This is a genomic window from Actinoplanes sp. NPDC089786, assembly GCF_040684855.1.
Lineage (GTDB): Bacteria > Actinomycetota > Actinomycetes > Mycobacteriales > Micromonosporaceae > Actinoplanes.
On record NZ_JBFBGU010000005.1, the window covers coordinates 244,488 to 269,996 of the forward strand.

Annotated in this window: 23 protein-coding genes and 1 pseudogene; 14 read left to right on the plus strand and 10 right to left on the minus strand. The window is 72.8% G+C overall.

Annotated features, from left to right (window positions below):
- The first annotated feature begins 47 nt into the window (after positions 1 to 47).
- Positions 48 to 374 (plus strand): hypothetical protein, encoded by a 327-nt coding sequence (locus tag AB0O15_RS19515; protein ID WP_364320177.1) that lies wholly within the window; start codon positions 48 to 50, stop codon positions 372 to 374.
- Here AB0O15_RS19515 and AB0O15_RS19520 read toward each other — a convergent pair.
- Both AB0O15_RS19520 and AB0O15_RS19525 read right to left on the minus strand, forming a co-directional pair.
- The gene (locus tag AB0O15_RS19520) at positions 371 to 1,414 is read right to left on the minus strand and encodes a CaiB/BaiF CoA-transferase family protein (protein WP_364320179.1); all 1,044 of its coding nucleotides are present in this window, start codon (positions 1,412 to 1,414) and stop codon (positions 371 to 373) included. The genes AB0O15_RS19515 and AB0O15_RS19520 overlap by 4 nt on opposite strands.
- An 87-nt stretch (positions 1,415 to 1,501) precedes the next feature.
- Complete coding sequence (locus tag AB0O15_RS19525) at positions 1,502 to 2,029, minus strand: hypothetical protein (protein WP_364320181.1); 528 nt, start codon at positions 2,027 to 2,029, stop codon at positions 1,502 to 1,504.
- A 235-nt stretch (positions 2,030 to 2,264) separates the two neighbouring features.
- On the opposite strand from AB0O15_RS19525, the gene AB0O15_RS19530 reads away from it, so the two are divergent.
- The 6 genes from AB0O15_RS19530 to AB0O15_RS19555 are packed head-to-tail and all read left to right on the plus strand — an operon-like array spanning position 2,265 to position 7,714.
- Entirely contained in the window at positions 2,265 to 3,854 is a 1,590-nt protein-coding gene (locus AB0O15_RS19530) for a hypothetical protein (RefSeq protein ID WP_364320182.1), read from the plus strand.
- Positions 3,851 to 4,996, plus strand: a complete 1,146-nt coding sequence (locus AB0O15_RS19535; RefSeq protein ID WP_364320183.1) for a hypothetical protein — start codon at positions 3,851 to 3,853, stop codon at positions 4,994 to 4,996. Before AB0O15_RS19530 ends, AB0O15_RS19535 begins: the two co-directional genes overlap by 4 nt.
- Positions 4,997 to 5,000: 4 nt before the next feature.
- Positions 5,001 to 5,798 (plus strand): hypothetical protein, encoded by a 798-nt coding sequence (locus AB0O15_RS19540; protein ID WP_364320185.1) that lies wholly within the window; start codon positions 5,001 to 5,003, stop codon positions 5,796 to 5,798.
- A complete protein-coding gene (locus tag AB0O15_RS19545) occupies positions 5,774 to 6,214 on the plus strand; it encodes a hypothetical protein (RefSeq protein ID WP_364320187.1) in 441 nt (146 codons plus the stop codon). The genes AB0O15_RS19540 and AB0O15_RS19545 overlap by 25 nt, the downstream gene beginning before the upstream one ends.
- 10 nt (positions 6,215 to 6,224) lie before the next feature.
- The gene (locus tag AB0O15_RS19550) at positions 6,225 to 6,602 is read left to right on the plus strand and encodes a hypothetical protein (protein ID WP_364320189.1); all 378 of its coding nucleotides are present in this window, start codon (positions 6,225 to 6,227) and stop codon (positions 6,600 to 6,602) included.
- Entirely contained in the window at positions 6,599 to 7,714 is a 1,116-nt protein-coding gene (locus tag AB0O15_RS19555; RefSeq protein ID WP_364320191.1) for a caspase family protein, read from the plus strand. Before AB0O15_RS19550 ends, AB0O15_RS19555 begins: the two co-directional genes overlap by 4 nt.
- On the opposite strand, the gene AB0O15_RS19560 is transcribed toward AB0O15_RS19555, so the two are convergent.
- The 3 genes from AB0O15_RS19560 to AB0O15_RS19570 all read right to left on the minus strand — a co-directional run bounded on the left by AB0O15_RS19560 (position 7,704) and on the right by AB0O15_RS19570 (position 10,422).
- Positions 7,704 to 8,192, minus strand: a complete 489-nt coding sequence (locus tag AB0O15_RS19560; protein ID WP_364320193.1) for a zinc ribbon domain-containing protein — start codon at positions 8,190 to 8,192, stop codon at positions 7,704 to 7,706. The genes AB0O15_RS19555 and AB0O15_RS19560 overlap by 11 nt on opposite strands.
- Positions 8,193 to 8,199: 7 nt before the next feature.
- On the minus strand, positions 8,200 to 9,063 hold the full coding sequence (locus AB0O15_RS19565) for a M48 family metallopeptidase (protein ID WP_364320195.1): 864 nt from the start codon (positions 9,061 to 9,063) through the stop codon (positions 8,200 to 8,202).
- 153 nt (positions 9,064 to 9,216) lie between these two features.
- Positions 9,217 to 10,422, minus strand: coding sequence for a threonine synthase (locus AB0O15_RS19570; RefSeq protein ID WP_364320197.1), 1,206 nt, complete (start codon positions 10,420 to 10,422; stop codon positions 9,217 to 9,219).
- Positions 10,423 to 10,490: 68 nt separating this feature from the next.
- On the opposite strand from AB0O15_RS19570, the gene AB0O15_RS19575 reads away from it, so the two are divergent.
- From AB0O15_RS19575 to AB0O15_RS19585, 3 genes are read left to right on the plus strand one after another with little or no spacing between them, the layout of a single operon-like run.
- Positions 10,491 to 11,567 carry a histidine kinase gene (locus AB0O15_RS19575; protein WP_364320199.1) on the plus strand — a complete coding sequence of 359 codons (1,077 nt, stop codon included), beginning with the start codon at positions 10,491 to 10,493 and terminating at the stop codon, positions 11,565 to 11,567.
- On the plus strand, positions 11,564 to 12,250 hold the full coding sequence (locus AB0O15_RS19580) for a response regulator transcription factor (protein WP_364320492.1): 687 nt from the start codon (positions 11,564 to 11,566) through the stop codon (positions 12,248 to 12,250). The genes AB0O15_RS19575 and AB0O15_RS19580 overlap by 4 nt, the downstream gene beginning before the upstream one ends.
- A gap of 10 nt (positions 12,251 to 12,260) precedes the next feature.
- On the plus strand, positions 12,261 to 12,842 hold the full coding sequence (locus AB0O15_RS19585; protein WP_364320201.1) for a hypothetical protein: 582 nt from the start codon (positions 12,261 to 12,263) through the stop codon (positions 12,840 to 12,842).
- A gap of 122 nt (positions 12,843 to 12,964) precedes the next feature.
- Here AB0O15_RS19585 and AB0O15_RS19590 read toward each other — a convergent pair whose 3' ends face one another.
- A complete protein-coding gene (locus tag AB0O15_RS19590) occupies positions 12,965 to 15,358 on the minus strand; it encodes a hypothetical protein (protein WP_364320203.1) in 2,394 nt (797 codons plus the stop codon).
- Between the two features lie 679 nt (positions 15,359 to 16,037).
- Between AB0O15_RS19590 and AB0O15_RS19595 the strand changes: the two are divergent.
- From AB0O15_RS19595 to AB0O15_RS19605, 3 genes and pseudogenes are all read left to right on the plus strand, one after another.
- A pseudogene (locus AB0O15_RS19595) lies at positions 16,038 to 16,328 on the plus strand (histidine kinase dimerization/phosphoacceptor domain-containing protein); the annotation flags it as partial.
- A gap of 157 nt (positions 16,329 to 16,485) precedes the next feature.
- Positions 16,486 to 16,647, plus strand: coding sequence for a LuxR C-terminal-related transcriptional regulator (locus tag AB0O15_RS19600; protein WP_364320494.1), 162 nt, complete (start codon positions 16,486 to 16,488; stop codon positions 16,645 to 16,647).
- A gap of 59 nt (positions 16,648 to 16,706) precedes the next feature.
- Entirely contained in the window at positions 16,707 to 19,469 is a 2,763-nt protein-coding gene (locus tag AB0O15_RS19605; protein ID WP_364320496.1) for a BTAD domain-containing putative transcriptional regulator, read from the plus strand.
- Here AB0O15_RS19605 and AB0O15_RS19610 read toward each other — a convergent pair.
- The 3 genes from AB0O15_RS19610 to AB0O15_RS19620 form a co-directional block, all read right to left on the minus strand.
- Entirely contained in the window at positions 19,424 to 19,915 is a 492-nt protein-coding gene (locus tag AB0O15_RS19610; RefSeq protein WP_364320205.1) for a sigma-70 family RNA polymerase sigma factor, read from the minus strand. The two genes, AB0O15_RS19605 and AB0O15_RS19610, sit on opposite strands and share 46 nt — an antisense overlap.
- 112 nt (positions 19,916 to 20,027) lie before the next feature.
- On the minus strand, positions 20,028 to 22,019 hold the full coding sequence (locus AB0O15_RS19615) for a tachylectin-related carbohydrate-binding protein (protein ID WP_364320207.1): 1,992 nt from the start codon (positions 22,017 to 22,019) through the stop codon (positions 20,028 to 20,030).
- A gap of 74 nt (positions 22,020 to 22,093) precedes the next feature.
- On the minus strand, positions 22,094 to 23,488 hold the full coding sequence (locus tag AB0O15_RS19620; RefSeq protein ID WP_364320209.1) for an Nramp family divalent metal transporter: 1,395 nt from the start codon (positions 23,486 to 23,488) through the stop codon (positions 22,094 to 22,096).
- Positions 23,489 to 23,577: 89 nt separating this feature from the next.
- Here AB0O15_RS19620 and AB0O15_RS19625 point away from each other — a divergent pair, with 89 nt between their 5' ends.
- A complete protein-coding gene (locus AB0O15_RS19625) occupies positions 23,578 to 24,780 on the plus strand; it encodes a serine hydrolase domain-containing protein (RefSeq protein WP_364320211.1) in 1,203 nt (400 codons plus the stop codon).
- On the opposite strand, the gene AB0O15_RS19630 is transcribed toward AB0O15_RS19625, so the two are convergent.
- Positions 24,763 to 25,449, minus strand: coding sequence for a TetR/AcrR family transcriptional regulator (locus AB0O15_RS19630; protein WP_364320213.1), 687 nt, complete (start codon positions 25,447 to 25,449; stop codon positions 24,763 to 24,765). The two genes, AB0O15_RS19625 and AB0O15_RS19630, sit on opposite strands and share 18 nt — an antisense overlap.
- Positions 25,450 to 25,509 lie beyond the last annotated feature (60 nt).

Here is a 25,509-nt window from a genome sequence, read left to right on the forward strand (position 1 = left end):
GTTTTCTAACGCGTTTGACCGGTGGCGGCGGGGGCATTTCGGGTGGCATGACTGACGAGCAGCGCAAGGCGGAGCAGGAGATCGGGCGCGGGGAGTACGGCGCGGGCGCGTTCGACGAGCCGAGCACCTATCGGCCGGAGAAGGGCGACGACGACCCCGGCCTGTCCAGCACGCTGGCCGCCGGCACCGACACCGAGCAGCTCCGCGACGGCGGGCCGCACGAGACGCCCGGCGTGGCCACCACGACCGGCGGGACGGCGGGCCCGAACAGCTTCCCGCGGCGGCCCCGCACCGGCCCCGGCGTCGCCAACCCGACCCCGGGCGACGCGACCACCGGCGACTGGGAGCCGCCGGCCGACGAGCCGATTCGCTAGGCCTCCCAGCCCGCGATCACATCGTCGAGGTCGGCCACGACGGGTGGCTGAGGTGACGCGGCGGGAGTGCGGCTGAAGCGCGGGGCGGGCGCCGGCCGCACCTCGCCGCCGACCTCGACGAATGTTCCGCGCGCCCGGTTGTGCGGGTGCGCGGGCGCTTCGGCCGGCGACAGGACCGGCGTCACGCAGGCGTCGCGGCCGGCGAAGATCAAGGACCATTCGTCCCGGGTACGCTCCGCGAACCGCGCCGCGATCCGCTGTCGCAACATCGGCCAGCCCCCCGGATCATGCTGCGCGGGCAGATCGTCGTCGCCGTCGAGGCCCAGCCCGGCGAGCAGTTCCGCGTAGAACGGCGGCTCCAGCGCCCCGACGGCCATGAACCCGCCGCCGGCCGTGGCGTACGTGTCGTAGAACGGCGCCGTCCCGTCGAGCAGGCCGGCGGCGGGGAACTCGTGCACGAACGTGGTGAGCAGCGCCGACCCGTCCACCATGGCCGCGTCGATCACCTGCCCGGCGCCCGACCGTCCGCGTTCCAGCAGGGCGGCGAGCACCCCCACGGCCAGCACCATCCCGCCGCCGGCGAAGTCGGCGAGCAGGTTGAGTGGGGCGTGCGGCCGTTCCCCTTCGGGCTGGAGCGGGGCCAGGGCGCCGGCCAGCGCGAGGTAGTCGATGTCGTGCCCGGCGCGCGCCGCCAGCGGACCGTCCTGCCCCCAGCCGGTCAGCCGCGCGTACACCAGCCTGGGGTTGCGCCGCCGGCAGACGTCGGGGCCGCAGCCGAGCCGCTCGGCGACCCCCGGCCGGTAGCCCTCGACCAGCACGTCGGCGTGGTCGGCCAGGCTGAGCAGCCCGTCGATGCCGGCCGGCGTCTTGAGATCGAGCGTGACGACCCGGCGGCCGCGGCGCAGCAGCGCCGGTTGTGTCGTTCCGGGGCGATCGACCAGGACGACGTCCGCGCCCAGATCGGCCAGCACCATACAGCCGAACGGCCCGGGCGCCAAACCGGCCAGCTCGACCACGCGTACTCCATTCAGGGGACCCATCCCTCCAGTTTTACCCCCGTCCCGGTGCAAATTGCACGGTGAATTGTCGGCGATTCATTCATCTGAGTTTTCCCGAGCGCGTACTGATCAATTTCGAATGGTCAGGTAATTGACCGTCCGCAGGAACCGGTTGATCTTTTCTTCGCCGATACCATGGCTGCGATTCGAACCGAGGATGGCGCCATGAATGACATCAACGACCGCATTTCCGCCGTCCTGGCCGATCGCCGCCGGCTGCTGCCCGGTGTCGATCGCGAGATCGCGGCCTGGGAGCGGGTCCGCGATCGGCTCGGTGACCTGGGCGGGGCGCTGGCCGCGGTCCGCGACGGTCCGGACAGCACGCCGGCCGGTCTCGACGAGATCGATCTGCCCGCCTCCGGGCGCCGGGTCGCCGAGGTGCTCGCCGCGCTGGCCGCGGTGCGGGCCCGGGTCAGCCGGCAGACGCTGAACATCGGGGTCAGCGGCCGCGCCCGCAACGGCAAGAGCACGCTGCTCCAGTCGATGACCGGCCTGACCGACGAGCAGATCCCGGCCGGCGCGGGCCTGCCGGTGACCGCCGTGCGGAGCCGCATCTCGCACTCGCTCGCCCAGCGCGAGGCCGTGCTGACCATGCACTCGGAGAGCTCGTTCTGCGAGGAGGTGCTGAGCGGCTACCACGAGGAGCTGAAGCTGCCGTCGCCGCCACGCACCATCCAGGAGTTCGCCGTTCAGCGCTATCCCGCCACCAGCGCCGAGCTCGGCGTCGATCCGGACAGCCGCCCGAAGGCCGGCCCGATGCTGGTCCGGCTGCGCGAGATGCAGGAGTCGGTGGAGTCCTTCCGGGGCTGGCTGACCGGCGACACGCACCGGGGTGGAACTCGAGGACCTGCGCGGCTGGGTGGCCTACCCGCCGCCCGGCGACAGCCGGCCGGACCGCCGCTACCTGGCCGTGCGCGACGCGCGGATCCTCTGCCGGTTCCCGGTGGACGAGGTGAACGACCTCGAACTGCGCGACATGCCGGGACTGGGCGAGCTGACCGCCGGCGCCGAGCAACACCACCTGAGCGGCCTGAAGAACGACGTCGACTTCGTGCTGATCGTCAAGCGGCCGTCCGAGACGAACGCGGCCTGGTTCGCCGAGGACGCGGCCGGCCTGGGGCTGATCATCCGCGCCGCCGGCGCGGTGACCGTGCAGGACTTCGTGGCCATCCTGGTCAACGAGGGCGGCTGCCCGCCGGGCAACGTGGAGGCGCTGCTGACCGACATCAGCAAGCGGGTCAACGAGGGCGGCGGCGGATCGGCGTACCGGACCATCGTCGCCGACGCCGCCGATCCCGGTGCGGTCCGCGAGAAGGTGCTCGTGCCGGTGCTCGGCCACCTGGCCGAGGCGCTGCCCCGGATGGACCGCATGGCTGTCGACCACGCCGTGGAGCTGAGCTCGGCGCTGCGCGGCCAGTTGCTCGCCGAGGCCAAGGCCCTGCAGGGCGCGCTGCGGTCGGTGATGACGCCGAACGCGGTGGAGCAGCTGCTCCAGCGGGCGAAGCAGTTGCGCGCCGAGCTGGCCGTGTCGATCCAGGCCTGGGTCGCTCAGCTGCGGGGCCGGGCGGCCGAGAACTACGAGGACGACGAGTTCTTCCGCCGCGTGGAGAGCCTGCAGAACAGTGTCCGGGAGTGGGCGGTCGAGGGCTTCCACGACGGTGTCGACGGGTGGCGGACGCGGGCGCTGAACCAGATGCTGGTCGACGACGCCTCGCTGGCCTTCGCCACCCGGGAGCTCAACGACATCCGCAACGAGGTGGCCCGGCGGCTCAGCACGATCGACGAGCTGCTCAACGAGCGCCGCGACGAGTTCTGGGCCGGGCTGGTGGCCGCGCTCGGCCCCCGGCTGGCGCCGGTCGCCGAGGGCGCCCCGCCGGGCGACGCGCTGCGCGACCTGGCCGTCCGGCTCCAGGAGGCGCCCGAGCCCTGCCCGGAACTGGCCGGCTCGCTGGAGTTCGTGCTCGACCTGCGGCTCGACTACCGCACCCGGGTGCTGCCGCGGATGCGTACCGTGCTCAACGGTCTGCGGCCCGAGCCCGACGGCCAGGACCCGGTGCAGATGGCGGCCCTGCTGACCGTCCCGCGTACGCCGGACGGGGCGGGCGAGCTGTTCACCCGGCTGTCGCACCTGGTCCGGCAGGCCGCCCACGAGGCCGGCGGGATCCTCGCCGAGGAACCGGCCATCGCCGCGCAGGTCCTGCTGGCCTACGCCGAGCAGTTCGAGGACGCGTTCATCCGGTCGGCCGGCTCCGAGGCCGAGTTCCGCCGGATGGCCGAGGCCTTCCGCGACGAGCTGTGGCCCGGCCGCCCGGAGGGACCCGCGCTGGCCACCGCCCGGGTGCAACACCTGCGCAGCGTGCTGCGCGACCTGGTCGCCGCCCTGGACACCACCGCCGTCAGGCAGGAGAGGAACACCAGATGAATCCGTCCTTCAAGGCGGCGGTCGTCGGTCCCAGCCGGGTCGGCAAGACCACGCTGCTGACGGCCATCCTCGCCGAGACCGAGCGGCTGCTCGCCGGCAGCCCGGTGGCGATCACCCCGGACGAGAAGACCGCGAACCGGGTGCGCGCCAACCGTCGCCAGCTCCGCGGCGCCCTGGAGGCCGGCGAGTTCAACGCGGCCGCGCTCAAGGGCACCCAGGAGAAATCCGAGTACACGCTGATGCTCCAGTCGGCCGGCGACGACACCATCGACATCCCGTTCAGCATCCTCGACTTCCCCGGCGGCTGGCTCGATCCGGCGGTCCGGGAGTCCAGCTCGCGCGCGGCGACCGACTGGGCCAGGTGCGAGGCGCACATCCGCGAGAGCGTGATGCTGCTGGTGCCGATCGACTCGGCGGTGCTGATGGAGGCGGTCACCCCGCCCCAGCGGCGCGCGGTGCCCGACCTGCTGGCCTTCGAGGATGTCGAGGCGGTGGCCCGGAAGTGGGCGATGACCCGGAACATGGAGGAGTACCGGGACGAGCCCGCGGTGCTGGTGCTGGCGCCGATCAAGTGTGAGAAGTACTTCGGCGACAACGGCGGTCACGGCCGGGACGCCGACCGGCTCAAGCAGAAGGTCCGCGAGAAGTACGGCACGCTGCTCGAGATCGTCGCCGCCGAGGCGCAGGACCGCGACGTCCGGGTCCTCTACGCGCCGATCGACACGTACGGCTGCGTCGAGCTGATGGAGGCGCACTGGCCGGCCAACCCGGTCCTCGACCATCTGGACTTCGAGGCGCACTACCGGTTCCGGGGAAACCCGCCGCGCATCGCGGTGAAGGCGGCCGCCACCATCATGCAGGAGCTGTGCCGCTGCGTGATGTCCGGCTGGGACACGGTGCAGAAGCAGGAGATCGACGAGTACCAGGGCGCCTACCAGCAGCTCCTGGCCCGCAAGGTGGAGGCCAAGGGCTTCCGCCGCGCGCTGACGTTCTACCTGGGCGGCGAGGCCCGGCGGAACCGGCTGGCCCGCGCGGCCAACCAGGCGCAGATCGCCGCCGGGGAGCGCCGCCGGCTCCAGCTCCAGGAGGCCGTCGAGAAGCTGGCGACCACCCCGTACGACCGCCGGGTCGAGGAATGGTGACGCCGTGAAGACCTATCTGATGACCCGGGGAACGGCCCGGGCCAACGACTACCAGTTCATCGGCGACGAGCCGGCCGACCGCTGGTGGGCCCCGGTGGCCGACCAGGTCCTGATGGAGGAGGCGGAGCTGATCGTGGCCGGGCGCGACGGCCGGCTCTGCTTCCTGCTCTCCGGCGTGCCGTCGGCCCGGCGCGACGTCATCGGCACCGAGGTGCGCTACACCGTGGTGGTCGAGGACGTCGCCGCCGACCTCGACGTGGCCCGGAAACTGCTCACCGCCGGCCTGACCGACGCCGGCCGGGCCCGGTTCGGCGAGCTGCTGGACAAGTCGTTCGGCGGCACGGTGGTCGACGAGATCCTCGGCGGCGCCGCCCGGGCCGACGTGCCCGAGCTGGTCGGCGCGGCGCTGCGGGAGCTGCCCGGGACGCCGGCCCCGGCGGACGGGGACGACGGCCCGCGCTCGTGGGCCGGGCCGTGGGAGAAGCCGGACGCGCTCGACACCTTCCGGCGCCGGGTGGAGCGGCTGGCCGCCGGCGGCGACGGGTACGCCTTCACGACCCACCTGCTCTCCACCCTGAAAGGCGCGGAGGCGGCGAACGCGGCGGTGCCGGACGACGTGGCCGTCCTGCTCGTCGACGGCACCGTGGACCGGGTGACCGAGCTGGGAAAAGCCGGCCCCGGCCCGGGGCCGGGCCCAGGACCGGCGCCGGACCGCCGGGTCACTCTCGTGGTCGGGGGCCTGGTGATGGCCGCCGGGGCCTTGATCTGGGTGCTCTGGTGGATAGCACGCCGGCTGTTCTGACCGATGAGCCGTTCGAGGTGGTGCTCGGGTTCGGCGGCACGGTGTGGAAGGGCGAGCTCGACTTCGACGGCGCCGACCTGATCGGCTGGCTGACCGAGCAGGCCGGCGAACGCCGGGCGGCCGCCTCGGTGGCCGCCGGGGAGTTCCACCTCTACGACCGGGCGGGCGGCGTCGAGGTGGAGATCGGCCGGGTCCTCGGCCGGGTCAGCGACTCCGCGCAGCGCGTGGCGCACTCCGTGGGCGGGCGATTCGACATGATCCTCGGCGGTATCGGCCGGCTCTCGTGCGACTTCCGCGACGACCGGGTGACGTCGGCCCGGTTGCTCCGTCCGGGCGGCTCACTGCAGAAGGCCTGGCTCACCATGCCGGAGCTGCTCGTACACCTCACCCGCGCGTTCCGGCGGGTCGACGACTGAGGAAGAGACGATGACCATCACGCTCACCATCAAGCCCGGCACCGACAGGTACGACCCGGAGAGCGACGCCTGGGCCGACCAGGAACAGGAGCTCTTCGACGAGCTGCATCGCGAGGTCGGCGGCGTCCGGCGGGACGCCACCCCCGGCGCGGGCGAGAAGGGCGTGGTCGAGACGGTGCTGATCGCGCTGGCCGGGGCGGGCGCGTTCAACGGCGCCTTCGAATGCCTGCGGGCCTGGATCACCCGGGACCGGACCCGCCGGGTCGAGATCAGCTACACCGTCGACGGCCGCGCCGAGAGCTTCGTGCTCAGCGGCCACGGCATCGACAGCGCCGAGTACGACCGGCTGGTCAAGTTCGCGATGGCGCGCCTGGAGAAGCAGGAATGACCGACTACCGGTACCGGGCCGTGCTGGCCGCCAACTGGCACTTCCCCGAGGACGCCAACCTGACCGACCTGAACGGCCCCCGGCACGACGTCGAGCAGGTGCGCCGGACGCTGACCGCCGAGCCGGCCGGCCTCTTCCGGCCGGAGGACGTCACCACGGTCACCGACCGGCAGGCCCACGAGATCTGCGGCGCCATGGAACGGCTGCTGGGCGACGCCGGCAGCAAGGACGTCGTCCTGCTCTACTACAGCGGTCACGGATTCACCGACCGATGGGGATCGCTGCGGCTGGCCGGGCGCGGGTCGGTCCTCGGCCGGGTGGCCGGGGCGCTGGGCACCGAGGAGATCAGCCAGCTGATCGCGCGCACCGCCGCCGCGGCGACCATCGTGCTGCTGGACTGCTGCCACGCCGGCGCCTTCAAAGGCGGCGACCTCACCACCGAGCTGGGCGGCAAGGGCCGGTTCGTGCTGGCCGCCAGCAGCGCGAAACAGCGGGCCCCGGACGCGGCCGAGCCGGGCGGGATGAGCCCGTTCACCGACTATCTGGTCCGCGGCATGCGCGGCGAGGCCGCCCCGCCCGGCGCCGCGTTCATCAACGTGGTCGACCTCTACCAGTTCGTGAACCGCGCGATGGAGGCGGACGGTCACATCCGTCCGCAGTGGAGGGCCGACGGCCAGGGCGGGCCGAACCTGGCCCGGGTGCCCGGGCCGCCACCGGCCCGGCGGACGGTGCTCGACGTTCTCCGGGACCACGCTGACGCCGTACCCGGCATGGTGATCGAACCCGCGGGCCGGAGCCGGACCGAACGCAGGGTCCGCAAGCTGGGCGGCGTCTCCGACCGGGAGAGCACGATGGCCGTGGTGCAGCTGCCCGGCGCCGCCGCGGTCCTGTTCACCGACCTGGCGGTGTACTGGCTGACCGCGGAGCGCGGCGTGACGGCGGCCATGGCGTACCCCGGGCTGCCGGCCCGCCGGTTCTCGGCCGTGATGACGCCGGGCGTCGGGCCGACCCACGTCGACCTGGGCGACGGCATCGCGCAGTACGCCGGCCCGGCCGCCGGGGCGCTGGCCACCCTGCTCGGCGACCTCGGGAGGGTCCCGGTCAGCCGGTGACCAGGGCGCCGCCGCACTCGGTGCAGAACCGGCCGCCGTCGTATGGGGCGTCGCAATGCGGGCAGATCGACGGGGCCGGCGCCGGCGCCCCGGACAGCGCCTTCTCAATCACCGCGAGCGCCTCGTCGTCGACCTTGGCCGAGCGGATCGCGCCCCAGATCTGGGTGACCAGGATCGGCCAGAAGATCAGCATCGACACCACCGTGGGCAGCGCCTGCTGGCCCAGGATGCCGACCCCGGCCCGGGCCAGGACGCTGCCCGGTTCGGGCTCCAGGCGTACCTTGAGTGCGGTCCGCATCCCGGAGACCGTACGGAACACCCCGGTCCGGGTGATGTCGACGTCCCACGCCCCGGCGCCGGTCTCGGCCGAGGCGACCGTGTAACCCTTGCCCCGGAAGTGTTCGGCCGTCCGGTCGACGACCGGGCGCAGGTCGGTGACCTCCGTCCAGAACCGGCGCTCGCTCTTGAAGACCCCCATCGCCGCCTCACCCCGCCGGCATCGCGGCGACGGCCAGGGCGCCACCACAGACCTGGCAGTGCCGCCACTGTTCCTGGATCCGGTGGCCACACATCCCGCACCGGGGCGCGGTGCGCACGTAGCCGGCCAGCTCGGCCAGCTTCTCGAACCGCGGCGTCGTCGCCCAGCCCTCGATCTCACGGACCCGGACCGCGAGCAGCGGGTGGGTCGACGCCTGCCCGACCTGCCACTGCAGGAAGCGGTCCCAGCGCGACTCGCGCAGCGCCTCGTACTCCAGGGCCTGGGCGCTGAACTGGCCGGCGTCGTGGGTGTAGGGCGAGTCGTGCCGCAGGCCGGCGAAGCGGAACATGACGCGGCGGATCGGGTCGGGGTCACCCATGTAGGCGGCCGCGGCCCGGTCGGCCGACAGCTCGCTCTTGCGGCTCCAGTTGCTGAGCGAGATCCGCAACGGCCCGGCCACGACCTTCAGCAGGGCCGAGGCGAACGGGATGCCGGCCGAGCCGCCGAGGCTCACCGCCAGCTCGATCACCTGGGCCATCGAGTGGTAGAGCATGTGCTCGCACAGGATGTGGCCGCATTCGTGGGCCAGCACCGCCTCGACCTCGTCGAGGGAGAGATGATCGAGCAACTGGCTGTAGATCGTGATCGAGGTCCGGGTGTGCCCGATCGTGAAGGCGTTCACCGGGCCCATCGCCAGGAACAGTTCCGGCTCCTCGATGCCGAAGGCCTCGCAGATCGGCGGCAGCAATCGGTAGACCTCAGGTATCTGGCGCGGTCCCAGGCGCAGATTCTCGGCCAGCTGGGAGCTGCGGACCAGGCGTTCGCTGTACGCCTTGTGATATGCCTTGACCGCGCCCTGCAAGCCATTCATGGATTCGAGATTGCGCCGCGCGGCCTCGTCGACCGGATGAACCACGTCACTTGCCGTGAATGTCGCCATGTCGCTCGCCTCCTATTGCGGTGAGGAGGCTACGCGCGCAATTCTTGATCGATTTGTCTCTGACGTATTCCCGACGGAGTGAATTCAATCGGGAAGGACGGCGTCCGGGGCGAGCAGTTCCGGCGACGGCAGGGCGAGCGTGTCGGCGTAGTTGGCGGCGGCGCCGGTGTTGAGCAGGACCACTTCCTCGTCGCCGGTGAGCCAGCCGGTGCCGCGCAGGTGTTCCGCGGCCGCGACGGTGGCCGCGCCCTCGGGGCACATCAGCATCCCGTCGGCCGCCGCGCACGCGGCCTGGGCCGCCACGATCGCCTCGTCGGGCACGGCCACCGCGGTGCCGCCGGAGTCGCGGATCGCGTCGAGCACCAGGAAGTCGCCCAGCGTGCCGGCCACGTTGATGCCGAACGCGTGGGTCCGGGCCTGGCCGGCCGGCCACGGGTCGGCGGTCGCCGCGCCGGCCTCGAAGGCCCGGACGATCGGCGCGCAGCCCGTCGACTGCACCGCGACCAGGCGGGGGAGCGGGCCGCTGATCCACCCCAGGGCCAGGAGCTCGTCCAGCGCCTTGCGGATGCCGATCAGGCCGACCCCGCCGCCGGTCGGGTAGACGATCACGTCGGGCATCCGCCAGCCGAGCTGCTCGACGATCTCCAGGCCCATGGTCTTCTTGCCCTCGACCCGGTACGGCTCCTTCAACGTCGCCGTGTTGAACCACCCGCGGTCGATCGCCTGGGCGGCCAGCCGTCCCGCGTCGGCGATCAGCCCGTCGACCACGTGCACCCGGGCGCCCGCCAGCACCGCCTCGGCCCGGGTGAACGCCGGCGCCCGCGCGGGCGCCACCACCAGCGCCCGCATGCCGGCCCGGGCCGCGTAGGTCGCCCAGGCGGCGCCCGCGTTGCCGTTGGTCGGCATGGTGATCCGCTCGATGCCCAGCTCATGGGCCCGGGACACACCGACCGCCGCGCCACGGGCCTTGAAACTGCCGGTGGGCAGCAGCCCCTCGTCCTTGACCAGCAGCCGCGACAGGCCGAGCCGCGCCCCGGTGCGCGGGATCGGCACCAGCGGCGACATGCCCTCGCCCAGCGTCACCACGTGCCGCGCCTCGCGAACCGGCAACAGCTCCCGATAACGCCACAGATCGGGTGCCCGCCCCTTGATCTCGGCCGGCGTCACCGCGACGTGGTCCAGGTCGTACCGGGCGAGCAGCGGCCGGCCGCACGAGCACAGGTTCTGCGGGACGTCGGCGTCGTACTTCTCGCCGCAACGGCCGCACTCGAGGTGGGACAGCGCGCTCATCAGTCGACCATAGTGCGGTACCACGTTCGCGGTACGCGGGCGCCGCGGCGGATGCGTACCGTGACGCCATGCGGGCCTGCGTGAGCGACCTCGGGATAGCCGCCCTCGCGTTCGCCGGGGCCGCCGCCCGGGTGGCCGCCGCGCCGGTCCAGCCGGCCGACCGGGCGCCCGATCTGCTGGCGTACGCGATGGTCCTCGGCATGGCCCTCGCCCTGCTGGCGCGGCGGCAGCAGCCGGCGCTCGTCCTGGCCGCCGTGGTGTTCCTCTTCCTCGCCTACCACGTCGACCGCTATCCGGGCGGGGCGCCGGCCGTGCCGGTGTGGATCGCGCTCTACTCCGTCGCGGTCGCGCCCCGGCGGCGGCTCGGGCTCCTCGTGGCCGGGGTGCTGATCGTGATCGACGCGCAGAGCCGGATGATCGTGGCCGGCCTGGGTCCGCTGGACGCGGCGCTGGACGGCTCGACCGGCATGTTCGTGGCGGCGCTGCTGCTCGGCGAGGCGGTCCGGGCGCGCCGCGAGCGGGTGCGGCTGCTCGCCGCCGAGCGTGACCGGGTCGCCGAGCAGCGCGTGACCGAGGAACGCATCCGCATCGCCCGCGAGCTCCACGACCTGAGCGCACACACCCTGGCCGTGGTGTCGGTGCAGGCCGCTGTGGCCGCCGACGCGCTCGACGACGACCCCGATCAGGTGCGGAAGGCGCTGGCTTCGGTACGCGGGGCAGCCCGCGAAGCGATGACGGAGCTGCGGGCGGCGGTCGGCGTCCTGCGCGACGGCGTCCGTGGCGTCGAGCCGGCGCCGACGCTGGAACGGCTGCCGTCGCTGGCCTCGGCCACCGGTGCGACCCTGGTCGAGGAGGGCGACCGGCGGACGCTGCCCCGGGCGGTCGAGGCCACGGCGTACCGGATCGTGCAGGAGGCGGTGGCCAACGCGGTGCGGCACGCCGGAGCGTCGACCATCGAGATCCGCGTCGGCTACGCGGCCGACGGGGTGTCGCTCGCGGTCCGGGACGACGGGACCGGCGGTGGCGGGCCACCCGGCAACGGCCTGCGCGGCATGACCGAGCGCGCCACCGGCCTGGGCGGCTGGGTGCGGGCCGGGCGGGCCGGTCACGGCGGTTTCGAGGTGCGCGGGTGGCTGCCGGCATGAGCGTGCGGGTGCTGCTGGCCGAGGACGAGGCGTTGGTGCGCGCCGGTTTCCGGGTGCTTCTCGAACGTACGCCCGGTGTCGAGGTGGTCGCCGAGGCGGCGGACGGCGACGAGGCGATCGCGCTGACCCGCGCCCACCGCCCCGACGTGGTGCTGATGGACATCCGGATGCCCCGCACCGACGGCCTGACCGCCACCCGCCGGATCCTCGGCGACCAGCGTCTGCCCGGCGTCCGCGTCATCGTGCTGACCACGTTCGAGTTCGACGAGTACGTGTACGAGGCCCTCCGCGCCGGCGCCAGCGGCTTCCTGCTCAAGGACCTCAGCCCCGACGAGTTGCGCCACGCCGTGCGGGTGGTCGCCGCCGGGGACGCCCTGCTGGCGCCCGCGGTGACCCGCCGGCTGATCGCGGCGTTCGCCCGGGTCGGCGCCGACCCGCCACCCGGTCTGGACACCCTGACCGCCCGCGAACGCGAGGTGGTGGGCCTGCTCGCCGACGGCCTGTCCACCACGGACATCGCCGGCCGCCTGGGCATGAGCCCGGCCACCGCGAAGACCCACACCAACCGGGCGATGGCCAAGCTGGGCGCCCGCGACCGGGCCCAGCTCGTCGTCCTCGCGTACCGCGGCGGGCTGGCCGGCCTACCACGAACGCTGGATTCCCCACGCCGGCAACGTCCCTAGCGTCGGCACCATGATTTTCCTGATTCTCGGCCCCGTGCTCAATCTCGCCGCCACCTTCTTCTGGCAGGACGGTCGTCAGGGCGCCACCAGCGGCGCGTTGTCCGGCCTGGGCATCGCCCTGTGGCTGATCGGCCTGCTGTCTCTCTACGACGGCCTGCGCCCGCGTTCCCCCCGGTTCGTGGCCGCGGCCGTTCCCCTGACCGTCCTCGGCGCCGCGGGCGGTGTGGCCTTCTCGGTGCAGTCCATCCACGAGGAGATGTTCGGCGTCACCCACGCCGCCACGGTCGACCGCCTGACCGACTTCCCGCTCGCCGCGAACACCCTGTTCTGGCTGTGCGGCCCGCTGTTCCCGATGATGATGGTCGCCCTGGGCATCATGCTGATCCGCCTTCGCACCGCCCCGGCCGCGATCGGCGTGCTCCTCATCCTGGGCGGTCTGGCCTTCCCCCTGAGCCGCATCACCCGCGAGACCCTGATCGTCCACCTGGCCGACCTGCTCCTCTGCCTCCCCTTCCTCTACCTGGCCGTCCGCCCGCCCCGGCCCGCCGCCCCGGAAACCGCCTCGACGGCAAGATCAAGTTCAAGGGCTTGATCTTCCCGCGTCCGTCGGGGTGCAGACCGTATGCTCCCGCGGGCTACGGGCTGGGGCCCATCGGAGATGGCCCGAGCCCTTCCGGGTCCGTGCGCGCAAGCCCCTTCGCCCTGAGCAAAGGGTCAGCGCAGGTCGACGGCGAGCACATGCCGGCCGCCGGCGCCGGCCTCGACGTGCAGTTCGGTGCCTCGGGGCGTGGTGACCAGGCGGGTGGGAACGCGGTGGCCGTCGAGGCGGGCCGAGGTGACCCTCGCGCCGGGCGGGAGGACCACGCCCAGGGTCAGGCGGGCCCGCACCGCGGCGTTGACCGTGACGCTGACGTGGTGGGCGCGGGCGGTCGACCGGACGTCGACGTGGCCGGGGCCGACCGCGATGTCGGCGCCGGCCATGGAGGCGAACACGGGGACCACGGTGAGGCGGCCGTGGCCCAGGTCGGGGGCGACGCCCAGGTGCTGGTGGATGACCGGCCACAGGACGCCGTAGGCGCCCCACGCCTGCAGGACGCTGGAGCGGCTGAGGAAGTCCTTCTCCAGGTTCGAGCCGAAGTCGGGCGACGGGAGGATCTCCGGCATCGCGCCGGGCATCTCCCACACCGCCGGGTCGAGCTGGCTGCGGGCGTTCGCGGTGGTGTAGCGGCGCTGCGGGGCGAGCCGGCCGTGGTTGCCCTCGGCGACGGCCATGACGGCGTTGCCCAGGGAGAAGACGCTGCGCTCGGGCGGGACGGCGGATTCCACGCTGTCGCAGCCGGGGGCGCCGGTGTGGAAGAGGCCGAAGTCGCCGGTGAAGCAGTCGCGCTCGCGCTGCGACAGGGCGGCAGCCGCGTGCGCGGGGGCGAGCGGCAGCCCGGACTCCATCGGGACGGCGCCGATCCAGAACCGTTGGTACAGCTTGGCGTCGCCGGCCGACCGGGAGTCCGCGTACGAGCGGGCGTCACCGCCGTACCACCAGGACGACTCGAACCGGCGGAGCCGGGCCGCCGCCTGCGAGGACGCCCACGCCGCGGTCGCCCGGTCGGACCGGGACGCGGCCAGGGTGGCCAGGTCGAGCAGGCCGCGGATGGTGTAGACGGCCACGTCGAGCTTCTCCGGGCCCATGCCCTCGCGTTCGACGTTGCCGCTGCCCTCGGGCCAGCCGTCGCGGTCGGCGTCCAGCGCCAGCGCGTACCGCATGCCCCGGACCGTGAAGTCGTACATCTCGTCGCGGAACCGGTCGTCGCCGGTCCAGCGCCAGACCAGGGCGACCGCGCTGGGCAGCTTCACGGTCTCGTCGGTGTTGCCCGGGTCGTCGTTGGCGCCGTAGTAGACCTGACCGTCGGGCGTGACCTCGTGCACGACCTTGCCGGAACGGTGGTTCACCACCTCGCTGATGTCGCGGAGCGTACGCAGATGGTCCTTGACCGCCTCGAACTGGCCGGCCGCCACCGCCGCGAACGCCGTGTACTCGCCGTCGGTGGCGAAGATCCACGGATAGTCCGGCCAGCCGGCGCCGATCCAGCGGGCGCGATCGAGACGGCCCGCCGGAGGTGGCAGTGACGTGCCCTCGTCGCTGGCGAACAACCGCAGGTCACGAGACTCCTGCACCGAGTCGGCGAGGTTCTGCTTGGACCACTCCACGCTCTGCTGGAGCAGCCGGTCGCCGGGCAGATCGACACGGCTGCGCGCGGCCACGGCACGCCGGGCCGCCACCTTGGTGGCCAGCGCCGCCGCCGGATCGCGGAGCGCGCCGGCCAGTTCGCCGCGCGCGGCGGCGAGGCCCTGATCGGACCCGGCCACCGCGAACCACACCGTGCTCCCGGCGGCGACCGCATAGGACAGCCGTCCGCCCGTACCCCGGCCCGACGGCCCGTCGTCGCACGCCGCCGGCGCCGGGTCGCCGCAGATCACCGCCCCCTGTGGCCCGCGCATGCCGGCGCCGAGCGCGTGACCGAGGGGCGCGTGGGTGCTGCCCACCAGCGCCGCGTAGGAGCGGTCCCGGAAGACCAGGTTCCGGCCGTCGAATGCGCCCGAGTCGGGCCGGTTGACCGCGTCGGCGGACGGGGTGGTGAAGCTCCAGGGGTACGCCGTCAGCAGCTCGGAATGCGCCTCGACGGTGAGCCGCGACCGGCCGGCGCCGGCCGGGAACCGCAGCCCGATCAGCGCCGCGCGCCGGCCGTCCGGCACCACGTCGACGCGCTCGACGGCCAGGCCACCCGGCCCGTTCAAGGTCATCGACGTGTACCCGGGGTGGGTGGTGAACCGGCTCGCGCGCAACCAGGTGCCGTTCACCCCGAACCAGAGGCCGTCGAGCAGCTTGATCGGCGGCGACCAGAACCCGCCCATCTCGCCCCGGATGTGCCACCCGGTGCCGGGGTAGGTCCCGTCGGCCGCGCCCATCTCGTACATCCGGTCGCCGGTGACCACGAACCGCCGTTCACCCAGCCGCCCGGTTTCCGAGAGCGACGATGACGCGGATGCCGGGGCAACACCGGCCAGCCCGACGATGGTGCCGATGACAACCGCGGCCGCGAGTGCTTTCATGGCGCGCTCCAGGATCGATCGACGCTGATCTCCTGCCCTCACCATCGTCCTGTTCGCGGACCCCCGCAACCGCGGACCTGTGGTTTTCCACAGGCGATCGGGTGCTCTGCCCCATGGGCCGCGGCGCCCGGTGGTGGTCCTGGCCGCGGTGGCCTGGTTCGTGGTGCGCCGGATCGGGACACTGGTCCGGTGACGATCACCACCTTCTGGAGTACGCCGGCATAGCGCTCGACCAGCTCCCAGATGGGCGCGGAAGATCCTCGGGGTGCTGGCCGGCGCGGCCACCGCCCTGGTCGGGCTGGCCTTCTTCCTCGGCGCGGGGTTGCTGTGGGCGGTGCCGCCCGGGCGTCGATGGGTACGCGCCGGAGCACGGTCCCTGGCCACCTTCGACCGCGAGCGGGTCACCCGGATGCTCGGCGGCGGCCTGATCGAGGGCGACGCCGAACCGGGCCGGGCGGCCGCCTACCTCGCCCTGCGGCTGCCGGTGGGCCTGCTCGGCGGCCTGCTCACACTGCTCTACACGTGGGGTGCGGTCGCCACCGTCCTGCTGGTCGCCGGCTGGTTCACCGGGCGGACGGTGGACGGCATCGAGCCGTCGCCGCTGAACGTGGTCTGGATCCTCTCGGCGGCGGCGGTCCTGGCCTTCCTGGGGCTCCAGGGCCTGCTGACCGTCGGCCGGATGGACCGGGCCCTGGCCGCGCGGTTCCTGACGCCGAGCGACCGGGTCGCCTACGAGCGGCGGATCGCCGAGCTGTCCACCGCCCGGGCCGACGTCGTGGTCGCGGTCGACGCCGAGCGCCGCCGGATCGAACGCGACCTGCACGACGGCGTGCAGCAGCGGCTGGTCGCGCTCGGGATGCTGCTCGGCCGGGCGCGGCGGGCCCAGCCCGACCGGATCCCGGAGCTGCTCCGCCAGGCCCACGAGGAGGCGGCGGACGCGCTGGCCGAGCTGCGCGAGGTGTCCTGGCGGGTGTTCCCGGCGGCGCTGGACGCGGGCGGGCTGGCGGCCGCGCTGGAGACGCGGCGCCGCCTTCGACCCCGAGGTGGTACGCCAGCTGCTCGCCCGTACCTCGCACACCGACCCCCTGGCCACCCTCACCACCCGCGAACGCGACGTGCTCGACCGGATGGCCCAGGGACTGACCAACGCCCGCATCGGCGCCGAGCTCCACGTCTCCCAGAGCGCCGTCGAGAAGCACGTCAACGCCATCTTCGACAAGCTCCGCCTGACCGCCGAGCCGGGCTACAGCCGCCGCGTCCTGGCCGTCCTCGGATATCTGGAAGATTGATTGTCAGATATCGGGCTCACGCCGAACCAGGCCCCTACCTGCGCGTATATCTTTCCGTGATGAGTGGAGTCGCGTTCGGTGTGCTCGGGCCGGTCCGTGTCTGGCGCGACGACGCCGAGCTGCGGGTGGCCGCGGGCCAGCCCAGCGTGCTCCTGACGCTGCTGCTGGCGCAGGCCGGCGCCACCGTGCCGCTGACCGAGATCGTGGACGTGCTCTGGGGTGAGGACGAGCCGCCGACGGCGGTCAACATCGTCCAGCGGCACGTCGGGGTGCTGCGGCGGCTGCTGGAACCGGAACTGGGGCGCCGCGAGACCGGGCGGTGGCTGTTCGGCGACGGCAGCGGCTACCGGATGGACGTCAGCGCCGACTCGCTCGACCTGCTGCGGTTCCGGCGGCTGGCCGACGAGGCCCGGATGGCCGCGCCCGAGCCGGCCGTGGCCCTGTTCGCCGAGGCGCTGGCCCTGTGGCGCGGCTCGGTCGCGGCCGCCCTGCCGCTGGAGACCCAGTCCCATCCGGCCTTCACGTCGCTCGACCGCGAGCGCCTGACCGTGGTCAAGGAGTACGCGACCGCCGCCCTGCGGTCCGGCCGGGCCGAGCGGATCCTGCTCGAGCTGCGGACCACCGCCGAACGGCACCCTTTCGACGAGCCGCTCCAGGCCCTGCTCATCCAGGCCCTGGTGAGCGCCGGCCAGCAGGCCGAGGCGGTGCGGGTCCGCGGCGAGGTGGTCCGGCGGCTGCGGGACGAGCTGGGTGTCGACCCGGGGCCCGAGCTGGGCGAGGCGCTCACCCGGCCGGCCGCCCCGCTCGAGGCCACCCCGGCCCAGTTGCCCAGCGACCTGGCCGCGTTCGCCGGCCGGGCCGACGAGCTGGCCCGGCTGCTGGCGTTCGGCGACGACGGCGGCCGGGTGGCGGCGATCGTGGGCATGGGCGGCATCGGCAAGACCACGCTGGCCGTGCACCTGGCCCACCGGCTGGCCGGGCGCTACCCGGACGGTCAGCTCTACGCCGACCTGCGCGGGTTCGGGCCCGGCGAGCCGGTCGCGCCGGGCGAGGTGCTGGCCACGTTCCTCGAGGCGCTGGGCGTGCCACCCGACCGCATCCCGGTGCGGCTCGACGCCCGGGCCGCGCTCTACCGCAGCCATCTGGCCCGGCGGCGCATGCTGATCCTGCTGGACAATGCCCGGGAGGCCGGCCAGATCCGGCCGCTGCTGCCCGGCGCCGGCGGCAGCCTGGTCCTGATCACCAGCCGCCACCGGCTGCCGGCCCTGGTCACCACGCACGGCGCGGTCCCGGTCCAGCTCGGCGAGGTGTCCGAGGGGGAGGCCCGGCAGATCCTGTCCCGGCGGCTCGGCGACGCCCGGGTTGCGGCCGAGCCGGAGGCGGTCAAGGACCTGGTCGAGCGGTGCGGCCGGCTGCCCCTGGCGCTGGCCGTGATGGCGGCGCGCGCGGCCATGAACCCGTCCTTCCGCCTGGCCGACCTCGCGGCCGAGCTCCGGACCGGCGCCGGCCCGTTGGACGCCGTCGGAGGGACCGACGTCTTCTCGTGGTCGTACGCCGCCCTGACACCGGACGCGGCCCGGCTGTTCCGCCTCCTGACCCTGCACCCGCCACCCGACATCGGGCTGCCGGCGATCGCCAGCCTGATCGCGGCCGGTCGGCGGGACGCCCGGGCGCTGGTCGACGAGCTGACCGACGCCAGCCTGCTCATCGAGCGGGTGCCCGGCCGCTACGTGCTGCACGACCTGCTGCGGTCGTACGCGGGCGAGCTGGCCGAGGCGGCCGACCCGCCGGCCGACCGGGCCGCGGCCCGCCTGCGGGTCCTCGACCACTACCTGCACACCGCCCGCGTCGCCGCCGAGCGCTACACCACCACGCTGATCCCGGTCGCGCTGCCCGAGCCCGGGCCCGGCGTGACACCCGAGGCGATCGGCGACCGCGAGCAGGCGCTGGCCTGGTTCGACCGGGAACAGCCGGTGCTGCGCGAGTTGCTCCGGCTGGCCGCCGCGACCGGCCATCACCGGCACACCTGGCAGCTGGTCTGGAGCCTCGAGTTCTTCCTCGACCGGCTGGGCCACTTCGACGAGGCGGCCGCGTTCGCCCGGATGGCGGTGGCGGCGGCGGGCGAGCTGGCCGACCCGGTGGCCCAGGCCCACGCCCATCGCAGCCTGGGCCGGGCGTTCAACAAGCTGCGGCGCGACGAAGCCGCGCGTACCCATCTGGAACTGTCCTTGCGGCTCTTCACCGGTCAGGGCGACGGCAACGGGGTGGCGAGCAGCCTCAACTACATCGGTTTCCTGGCCGAGCGGCAGGGCCACTGGGCCGAGGCGCTGAGCTACAGCGAGCGGGCCCTGGAGGCGTACCGCCGGATCGATGACCTGGTCGGGCAGGCGATGGGGCTCAACGCGGTCGGCAACATCCTGACCGAGATGGGGCAGCCGCGCCGGGCGCTCAACCCCTGTCGGCAGGCGCTGCGCATCTTCCAGGACCTGGACGACAAGCACGGCGAGGGGGCGGCCTGGGACAGCCTGGGCTACACCCACTTCCACCTGGGCGAGGTCGAGGAGGCGATCGCCTGCTACCGGAACGCGATCGAGCTGTTCCGCGACTCGCCGGCCCGCAACACCGAGGCGATCATCCTCGACCACCTCGGCCAGGCCCACCTGCGGCACGGCGCCCGGCAGGAGGCGTACGAGGCGTGGCGCCGGTCGGCCGCGATCTACGACCAGTTCGACCCGGCCACCGCCGAGCTGATCCGGGGCCGGAGCGCGCAGGCGCTTCAGTCCACCACCGCCATGCCCTCGCGGAGCGCGCGCAAGGCGTAGTGCGAGCGGGACCGCACCGTGCCGATCGGCAGGCTCAGTTCCTCGGCGACCTCGTCGACCGAGCGTCCCCGCAGGTGGAGCAGGGTCAGCACCTCGCGGTGGGCCGCGCTGAGCCGGCGCCAGGCGGCCACGATCGCCGCCCCGGCCAGCGCCGCGTCGGTGGTGTCCTCCACCCGCGTGATCCGGTCGAGGTCGAAGATCGGCAGCTCGGCCGGCCGCACGTTGCGGGCGCGGGCCGAGTCGATCACGATCCGCCGGGCCACGGTCAGCAGCCAGCGCCGCTGCTCCTCCTCGTGCGCCGGCAGCTTCTCGACGTTCCGCCAGGCCCGCAGCATCGTCTCCTGCAGCATGTCCTCGGCCGTCGGCCGGTCACCGTTGGTGAGCCGGAGCAGGTGGCGGAGGACGCTGTTCGCATGTGTGGCGTGCAGCTGATCGATGCAGGTCATGCCGCGACGCTACGAACGACATCTGACGTGGCACTGACACCGGACTGAGGCGGAAGTGCGAAGAACGCCGCCCGGACGGGTGTCCGGGCGGCGTTCGGTGTGCTCGGTGGAGTTACCTGGGCGGCGCGGGCAGGGTGTGCGCGGTGAACGACGGCGTCGCGGTCTTGCCGGCGGCCAGGCCGGACCCGCTCTGGCGGGTGTAGACGCGGGCGGCGTCGTTCTGGTTGCGGAAGGCGATGAGGTACGAGTCGCCGTTGCCGTCGGCGAACGGGGTGATGGTCGGGTCGGTCACGGTCGGGTCGGGGAAGTCGGGGGACAGCCGCAGCCAGTCACCCCAGGCGCCGGAGCCCGCTGCGGTCTCGAAGACCCGGTAGACCTCGTTGTCGGCGCCCCGCGCGACCACGACCAGCCGGCTGGTCTGCGAGTCGAGCACCGCGACCGGGGGACCGCCGCTGGTGAAGTCGCCCACCGCGCTCCACGAGCCGGGGAAGGCGCCGCCGCTCGCGCTCTGCTGCTGGGTCAGGATCTGACCGTCGGCGGACCGGGCGAAGACCCGCAGGATCTGGCCGGGCAGCTTCACCGCGGCCGGGGTGGCGGTGAAGCCGCTGCCGCCCAGCTCGGTCCAGGCCGAGACGGTCCCGTCGAGGTAGGTGGCGGTCACCGGGGTGCCATCCGCGTCCAGCGCGAACAGGGTGACCTTGCGGTCGGCGCCGGGGATGGCGGTCAGCTCGCCGGTCAGGCCGGCGCCGTTCACCTTGCGCCACGGGAACAGGTCGACGTCACCCTCGGTGCCGCTGTACCGGCGGGACCAGAGCCCGCCGTCGGCGTCGAGGCCGAACGCGACCGGGTTGGTGTCGCTCAGCCGGACCACGGTGGGCCGCGACCTCAGCGCGCCGCCGAGGCTCGTGCCGGCGTCCCACGAGGTGCTCGGCGAGGCCTGCCGGGTGAACGACCAGGCGTCGCTGGAGGTGCTGTGCACCAGCATGCGGACCTTGCCCTGCGGGTTGATCGACAGCGCCGGGCGGCCGGTGAACCCGGCGTCGTTGGGCAGGGCCGACCACTGGACCGACGTGAAGACGTTGGGGTTGGCCTGGTAGCCGTGCCGCAGCCGGCCGATGTCGTCGGCGTACACGTAGTCGAGCGCGCCGAGCGAGGTCCCGTCGGCCTGCTCCTGGATGGCGACGATCGGACTGCCGGGCTGGTACGGCGTGGCCGGGCGGGCCGGCTCGTGCCGGTCGGTGAGCCTGCACGAGTTGGTGAGGCCGGTCAGGTTGGTGAAGGCGGCCCAGCCGGAGTCGCCGACCTTCCGGTTCGACACCACCCAGGTGTTGTTGTCCTCGCGGTAGCGGTAGGTCACCAGCTCACCGGTGGACGTGCGGGAGGCGTAGAAGGTGTCGCCGCCGACCCCGAAGATCGTCTTGTACTGGCCCCACGAGCTGGCGCCGACCTCGAAGTGCTCGGTCAGCCAGCGCTGACTGGCCGGCTCGAACCGGCTGCGGTAGAGCTTGCCGTCGGGGGTGCGGCCGTAGATCACGCCGGGGCCGGACGCGAAGATCAGGTTGTACCGGTCCCAGCCGGTGCTGATCACCCGGCCGTTGATGGTCCAGGTCCGGCCGGCCTCGTCGAAGCGCCACTGGCGCAGCCGGCCGCTCTGGTCGACGGCGTAGAAGTCGCCGATCTCGTCGACGGTGATCTTGTCCTTCCACGCCGTTCCGCCGTAGAGCGTGAAGTCCGAGCTGATCTTCCAGTTGATGACGCCGTCGACCTGTTCCCAGCCGGCGCCGACGTTGCGGTAGCGGAACAGCCCGTTGGCGTTGATGCCGTAGATCTTGGAGTCGGGCCCGCCCAGCACGCGCTGGTAGGTGTTCCAGCCGCCGCCGAGGTCGACCGGCGTGCCGTGGGCGGCGCTGGTCGTCCCCGGCGCGGTGAAGGGGTACCGGTTGTTCTTGCCCGCGGTGTTGACCGCGAAGCCCCAGGCATTGCCCGAGCACTGCCAGGTGTCCGCCGCCTGGGCCGGGCCGGTCGCGCCGGCCACGACCAGAGGCACGGCGACCGCGATCGCCGCGGCCGCCGTTCGCAGGCGGCCGCTCCACTGAGTCTTCAATTGTCCTCCCCGTTGGTGATGCTTCCCGGGACGCTATACGGCCGCCGGGAACGGGGGCAATCCATTGTGGTGCGTCAATCGAAGAGGGCGCCGATGCGGTCCTGGAAGGTCAGCGCCGACAGCACCCCGAACAGCAGGAACGACCAGATCAGGGCGCCCAGCCGGAAGCCGCGGACGCGGATCGGCTCGGGCAGGGTCCGGCGGTTGATCAGGATCAGCAGGGCCGAGTAGATGAACATCATGAAGCCGCCGACCACCGCCGAGGTGACGAGCAGGACGATGGGCTGGCTGACCCCGGCGAGCAGCACCACGATGCCGATCGCGACCAGGCCCCAGACCAGGCCGGCGTACACCTTGGACTCGTTGGCCTCGCGGGCGTACGAGGTCTTGATCACGTCGGCGGCCAGCCGGCTGGTGTAGTCGACGATGCCCAGCGCGGCGGCGAAGAGCGAGAACGCGCCGATGAACCAGAACAGGTACTGGAACCACGAGCCGACCCGCTCGGCCAGGACCTGACCCTCGATCTGCAGGAAGCCGATGCCGTTCTCCAGGCCGTCGCGGCCGAAGACGGTGGCGTACGCCAGCAGCGAGGTGAACAGGATCGTCACGAACGTGATGAGCACGAAGGTGGTCAGCTGCTCGATGTTGGCGAACTTCCACCAGCCCCGCCAGCGCGTCAGGTTCTCCGGCGTCGGCTCGAACGCGTACCCGGTGCTGGGCGCCGCCTCGGGCTGACCGGTCACCGGGCTGACCAGGCGCGGGACGTACGTACCCATGCCGAAGCCCTTGTCCCTGATCCAGTTGGACTGCACCAGGTTCTGGCCGCCACCGGCCCCGGCGAAGGCGAGCGCGCCGAGCAGCAGCGCGAACCCGAGCTCGGTCGGGATCCGCGGCTGCGTCACGATGTGCGGCACGTCGCTCCACGCCTTGGCGCCGACCGCGAAGATCGCCGCGACGACGATGAACGTCATCACCGCCGCGACCTTGACCATCTGGGTGCGTTCCAGGGCCACGTAGACCACCGGCGCCAGGGTCAGGATCAGCCCGATGGCCACCAGCATGCCGACCGCGATCACGGTCTTGTTGCCGCCGAAGATGTACGTGGTCAGCGTGGCCGAGCTGGTCGCCCACCCCGGCCACAGGTTGGCGAAGTAGGTGAGGATCGCGAACACCAGGCCCCAGTGCCGCCAGTACCGGCTGAACCCGGTGAGCGCGGTCTCCCCGGTGGCCAGGGTGTACCGCTCGATCTCCATGTTCAGGAAGTACTGCGTCACCACCCCGACCAGCGCGGCCCAGACGAAGACCAGACCGACCTGCGAGGCGATGTACGGGAACAGCACGAACTCGCCGGACGCCAGGCCCACCCCGGCGGTGACGATGCCCGGGCCGATCAGCCGCCGGTAGTTCCGCGGCGCGTCGGGCATGTCACGGATCTCATGAGCGGGCAGATAGCGGGTGGGAGCGGCCACAACGCCTCCTGAGCTAGGGGCATCAACCCTCATGGATCTAGCGTGGAGTGTCAAGGGTCACAGGCCGGGGCCGCGGATAGTCTTCCCGGATGACACTGGGCTTCGACGCGAACCGGTTGCAGACCCTCGACAAGCACTTCCAGCGGTACGTCGACGACGGGCGGCTGCCCGGCTGGCAGATCCTCGTGACCCGCCACGGCGAGATCGCCCACCAGAGCCGCTACGGCCTGCGCGACGTGGCGGCCGGCACGCCGGTCGAGGACGACACGCTGTGGCGGATCTACTCGATGACCAAGCCGATCACCTCGGTCGCCGCGATGAGCCTGTGGGAGGAGGGCCGGTTCCAGCTCACCGACGAGATCAGCCGCTGGCTGCCCGCGTTCCAGGACATGCGGGTGTACGACAAGGGCTCGGCGCTGAAGCCGTTCACGGTGCCCGCGACCGAGCCGATCCGGGTCTGGCACCTGCTGACCCACACGGCCGGGCTGACCTACGGGTTCATGGAGACCTCGGTGGTCGACCGGCTGTACCGGGAGGCCGGCTTCGGACTCGACGAGGGGAAGTACGACCTGGCCGAGACCGTCGATCGGTACGCGACGTTCCCGCTGCTGTTCCAGCCGGGCAGCGCGTGGGGCTATTCGGTGGCCACCGACGTGCTCGGCCGGCTGGTCGAGGTGGTGGCCGGGAAGCCGCTCGACGAGGTGTTCCAGGAGCGGGTCCTCGGGCCGCTGGGCATGACCGACACCCGGTGGTGGGCCGACGAGCCGGACGCCGAGCGGCTGGCCCAGCTGTACGTGCCTCATCCGGCCACCGGCCAGGCGGTGACGTCGCCCCTGCTGGCCGGCTCGGGCCTGCGCCCACCCGTCATGCACGCCGGCGGGCACGGCCTGATCTCCACCGCGCACGACTACCACCGGTTCACCCAGATGCTGCTCAACGGCGGCGAGCTGGACGGCGACCGGGTGCTGGGCAGCCGCACCCTGCGCACGATGACCCGCAACCACCTGCCCGGCGGCCGCGACCTGGAGGCCCTGTCCACCGGTGGCTTCGCCGAGACCACCCTGGAAGGGGTCGGCTTCGGCCTCGGGTTCGCCGTCGTCGAGGACAAGAGGCCCGGTCACACGGCGGGCAACGCGGGCGAGTTCTACTGGGGCGGCATGGCCAGCACCGCCTTCTGGGTCGACCCGGCCGACCGGCTGACCGCGTCGTTCTTCACCCAGCTCATGCCCTCCAACACGTACCCCCTGGGCCAGGAGCTGCGGCAGCTGGTCTATTCAGCCCTGGTGGACTGACGCCACCGGCGCCCCGGTCATTGTGAGCGCCAGCTGGGCGGTGAACTCGCCCAGTTGCTCGGGGGAGTCGGCGCCGTCCCGGCGGTACCACCGGACCAGGTCGATGGCGAGCGAGAGGATGGCCCGGGCGACCCGCTTGACGTCGACGTCGGCGAACGCGCCCGAGGTGACGCCCCGCTCGACCGCGGTCCGGAAGACGACGTTGGTCCGGTGCCGGGTCTCCAGGATCTGCTCGTAGTGCTCGGCCGAGAGCCCGGCCAGCTCGTACTGGCTGACCCGGGCGGCGACGTGGTAGCGGGCGTGCCACTCGGTGTATCGCGCCACCAGCGCCCGGAGATGCTCCACCGGGTCGTCGAGGCCGGCCACGGCCGGGTCGGTCGCGCAGGCCAGGGCCCGGTCGTGCGCCGTCCGGACGATCTCGAAGAGCACGTGCTCCTTCGACGGGAAGTGGACGTAGAGCGCGGCGGGGCTGAGGCCGACCGCGCCGGAGAGGTCGCGGGTGGTCGTGGCGTGGAAGCCGTTGGAGGCGAAGCAGCGCACGGCCGAGGTGAGCAGTTTGCGGGGCACCTCGCCGCGTGACTCGTCCCAGAGCGCGGGGGACTCGTCGTCCAGTTCGGGGAGCCCTTCGAGGTCGTCGGTGGTGAACCTGGCCTGTCGTCGCTTCGCCATGACCTGAATCTCCCATTACCGATCCGTCACTTTCATGTGACGGTTGACACACGCAGATTA

What these genes read in the sequence shown, in the direction of transcription:
- AB0O15_RS19515 (WP_364320177.1), top strand. Translation starts at nt 48, where the DNA reads ATGACTGACGAGCAGCGCAAGGCGGAGCAGGAGATCGGGCGCGGGGAG.
- AB0O15_RS19520 (WP_364320179.1), bottom strand. Translation starts at nt 1,414, where the DNA reads ATGGGTCCCCTGAATGGAGTACGCGTGGTCGAGCTGGCCGGTTTGGCG.
- AB0O15_RS19535 (WP_364320183.1), top strand. Translation starts at nt 3,851, where the DNA reads ATGAATCCGTCCTTCAAGGCGGCGGTCGTCGGTCCCAGCCGGGTCGGC.
- AB0O15_RS19550 (WP_364320189.1), top strand. Translation starts at nt 6,225, where the DNA reads ATGACCATCACGCTCACCATCAAGCCCGGCACCGACAGGTACGACCCG.
- AB0O15_RS19555 (WP_364320191.1), top strand. Translation starts at nt 6,599, where the DNA reads ATGACCGACTACCGGTACCGGGCCGTGCTGGCCGCCAACTGGCACTTC.
- AB0O15_RS19560 (WP_364320193.1), bottom strand. Translation starts at nt 8,192, where the DNA reads ATGGGGGTCTTCAAGAGCGAGCGCCGGTTCTGGACGGAGGTCACCGAC.
- AB0O15_RS19565 (WP_364320195.1), bottom strand. Translation starts at nt 9,063, where the DNA reads ATGAATGGCTTGCAGGGCGCGGTCAAGGCATATCACAAGGCGTACAGC.
- AB0O15_RS19570 (WP_364320197.1), bottom strand. Translation starts at nt 10,422, where the DNA reads ATGAGCGCGCTGTCCCACCTCGAGTGCGGCCGTTGCGGCGAGAAGTAC.
- AB0O15_RS19575 (WP_364320199.1), top strand. Translation starts at nt 10,491, where the DNA reads ATGCGGGCCTGCGTGAGCGACCTCGGGATAGCCGCCCTCGCGTTCGCC.
- AB0O15_RS19580 (WP_364320492.1), top strand. Translation starts at nt 11,564, where the DNA reads ATGAGCGTGCGGGTGCTGCTGGCCGAGGACGAGGCGTTGGTGCGCGCC.
- AB0O15_RS19585 (WP_364320201.1), top strand. Translation starts at nt 12,261, where the DNA reads ATGATTTTCCTGATTCTCGGCCCCGTGCTCAATCTCGCCGCCACCTTC.
- AB0O15_RS19590 (WP_364320203.1), bottom strand. Translation starts at nt 15,358, where the DNA reads ATGAAAGCACTCGCGGCCGCGGTTGTCATCGGCACCATCGTCGGGCTG.
- AB0O15_RS19600 (WP_364320494.1), top strand. Translation starts at nt 16,486, where the DNA reads ATGGCCCAGGGACTGACCAACGCCCGCATCGGCGCCGAGCTCCACGTC.
- AB0O15_RS19605 (WP_364320496.1), top strand. Translation starts at nt 16,707, where the DNA reads ATGAGTGGAGTCGCGTTCGGTGTGCTCGGGCCGGTCCGTGTCTGGCGC.
- AB0O15_RS19610 (WP_364320205.1), bottom strand. Translation starts at nt 19,915, where the DNA reads ATGACCTGCATCGATCAGCTGCACGCCACACATGCGAACAGCGTCCTC.
- AB0O15_RS19625 (WP_364320211.1), top strand. Translation starts at nt 23,578, where the DNA reads ATGACACTGGGCTTCGACGCGAACCGGTTGCAGACCCTCGACAAGCAC.
- AB0O15_RS19630 (WP_364320213.1), bottom strand. Translation starts at nt 25,449, where the DNA reads ATGGCGAAGCGACGACAGGCCAGGTTCACCACCGACGACCTCGAAGGG.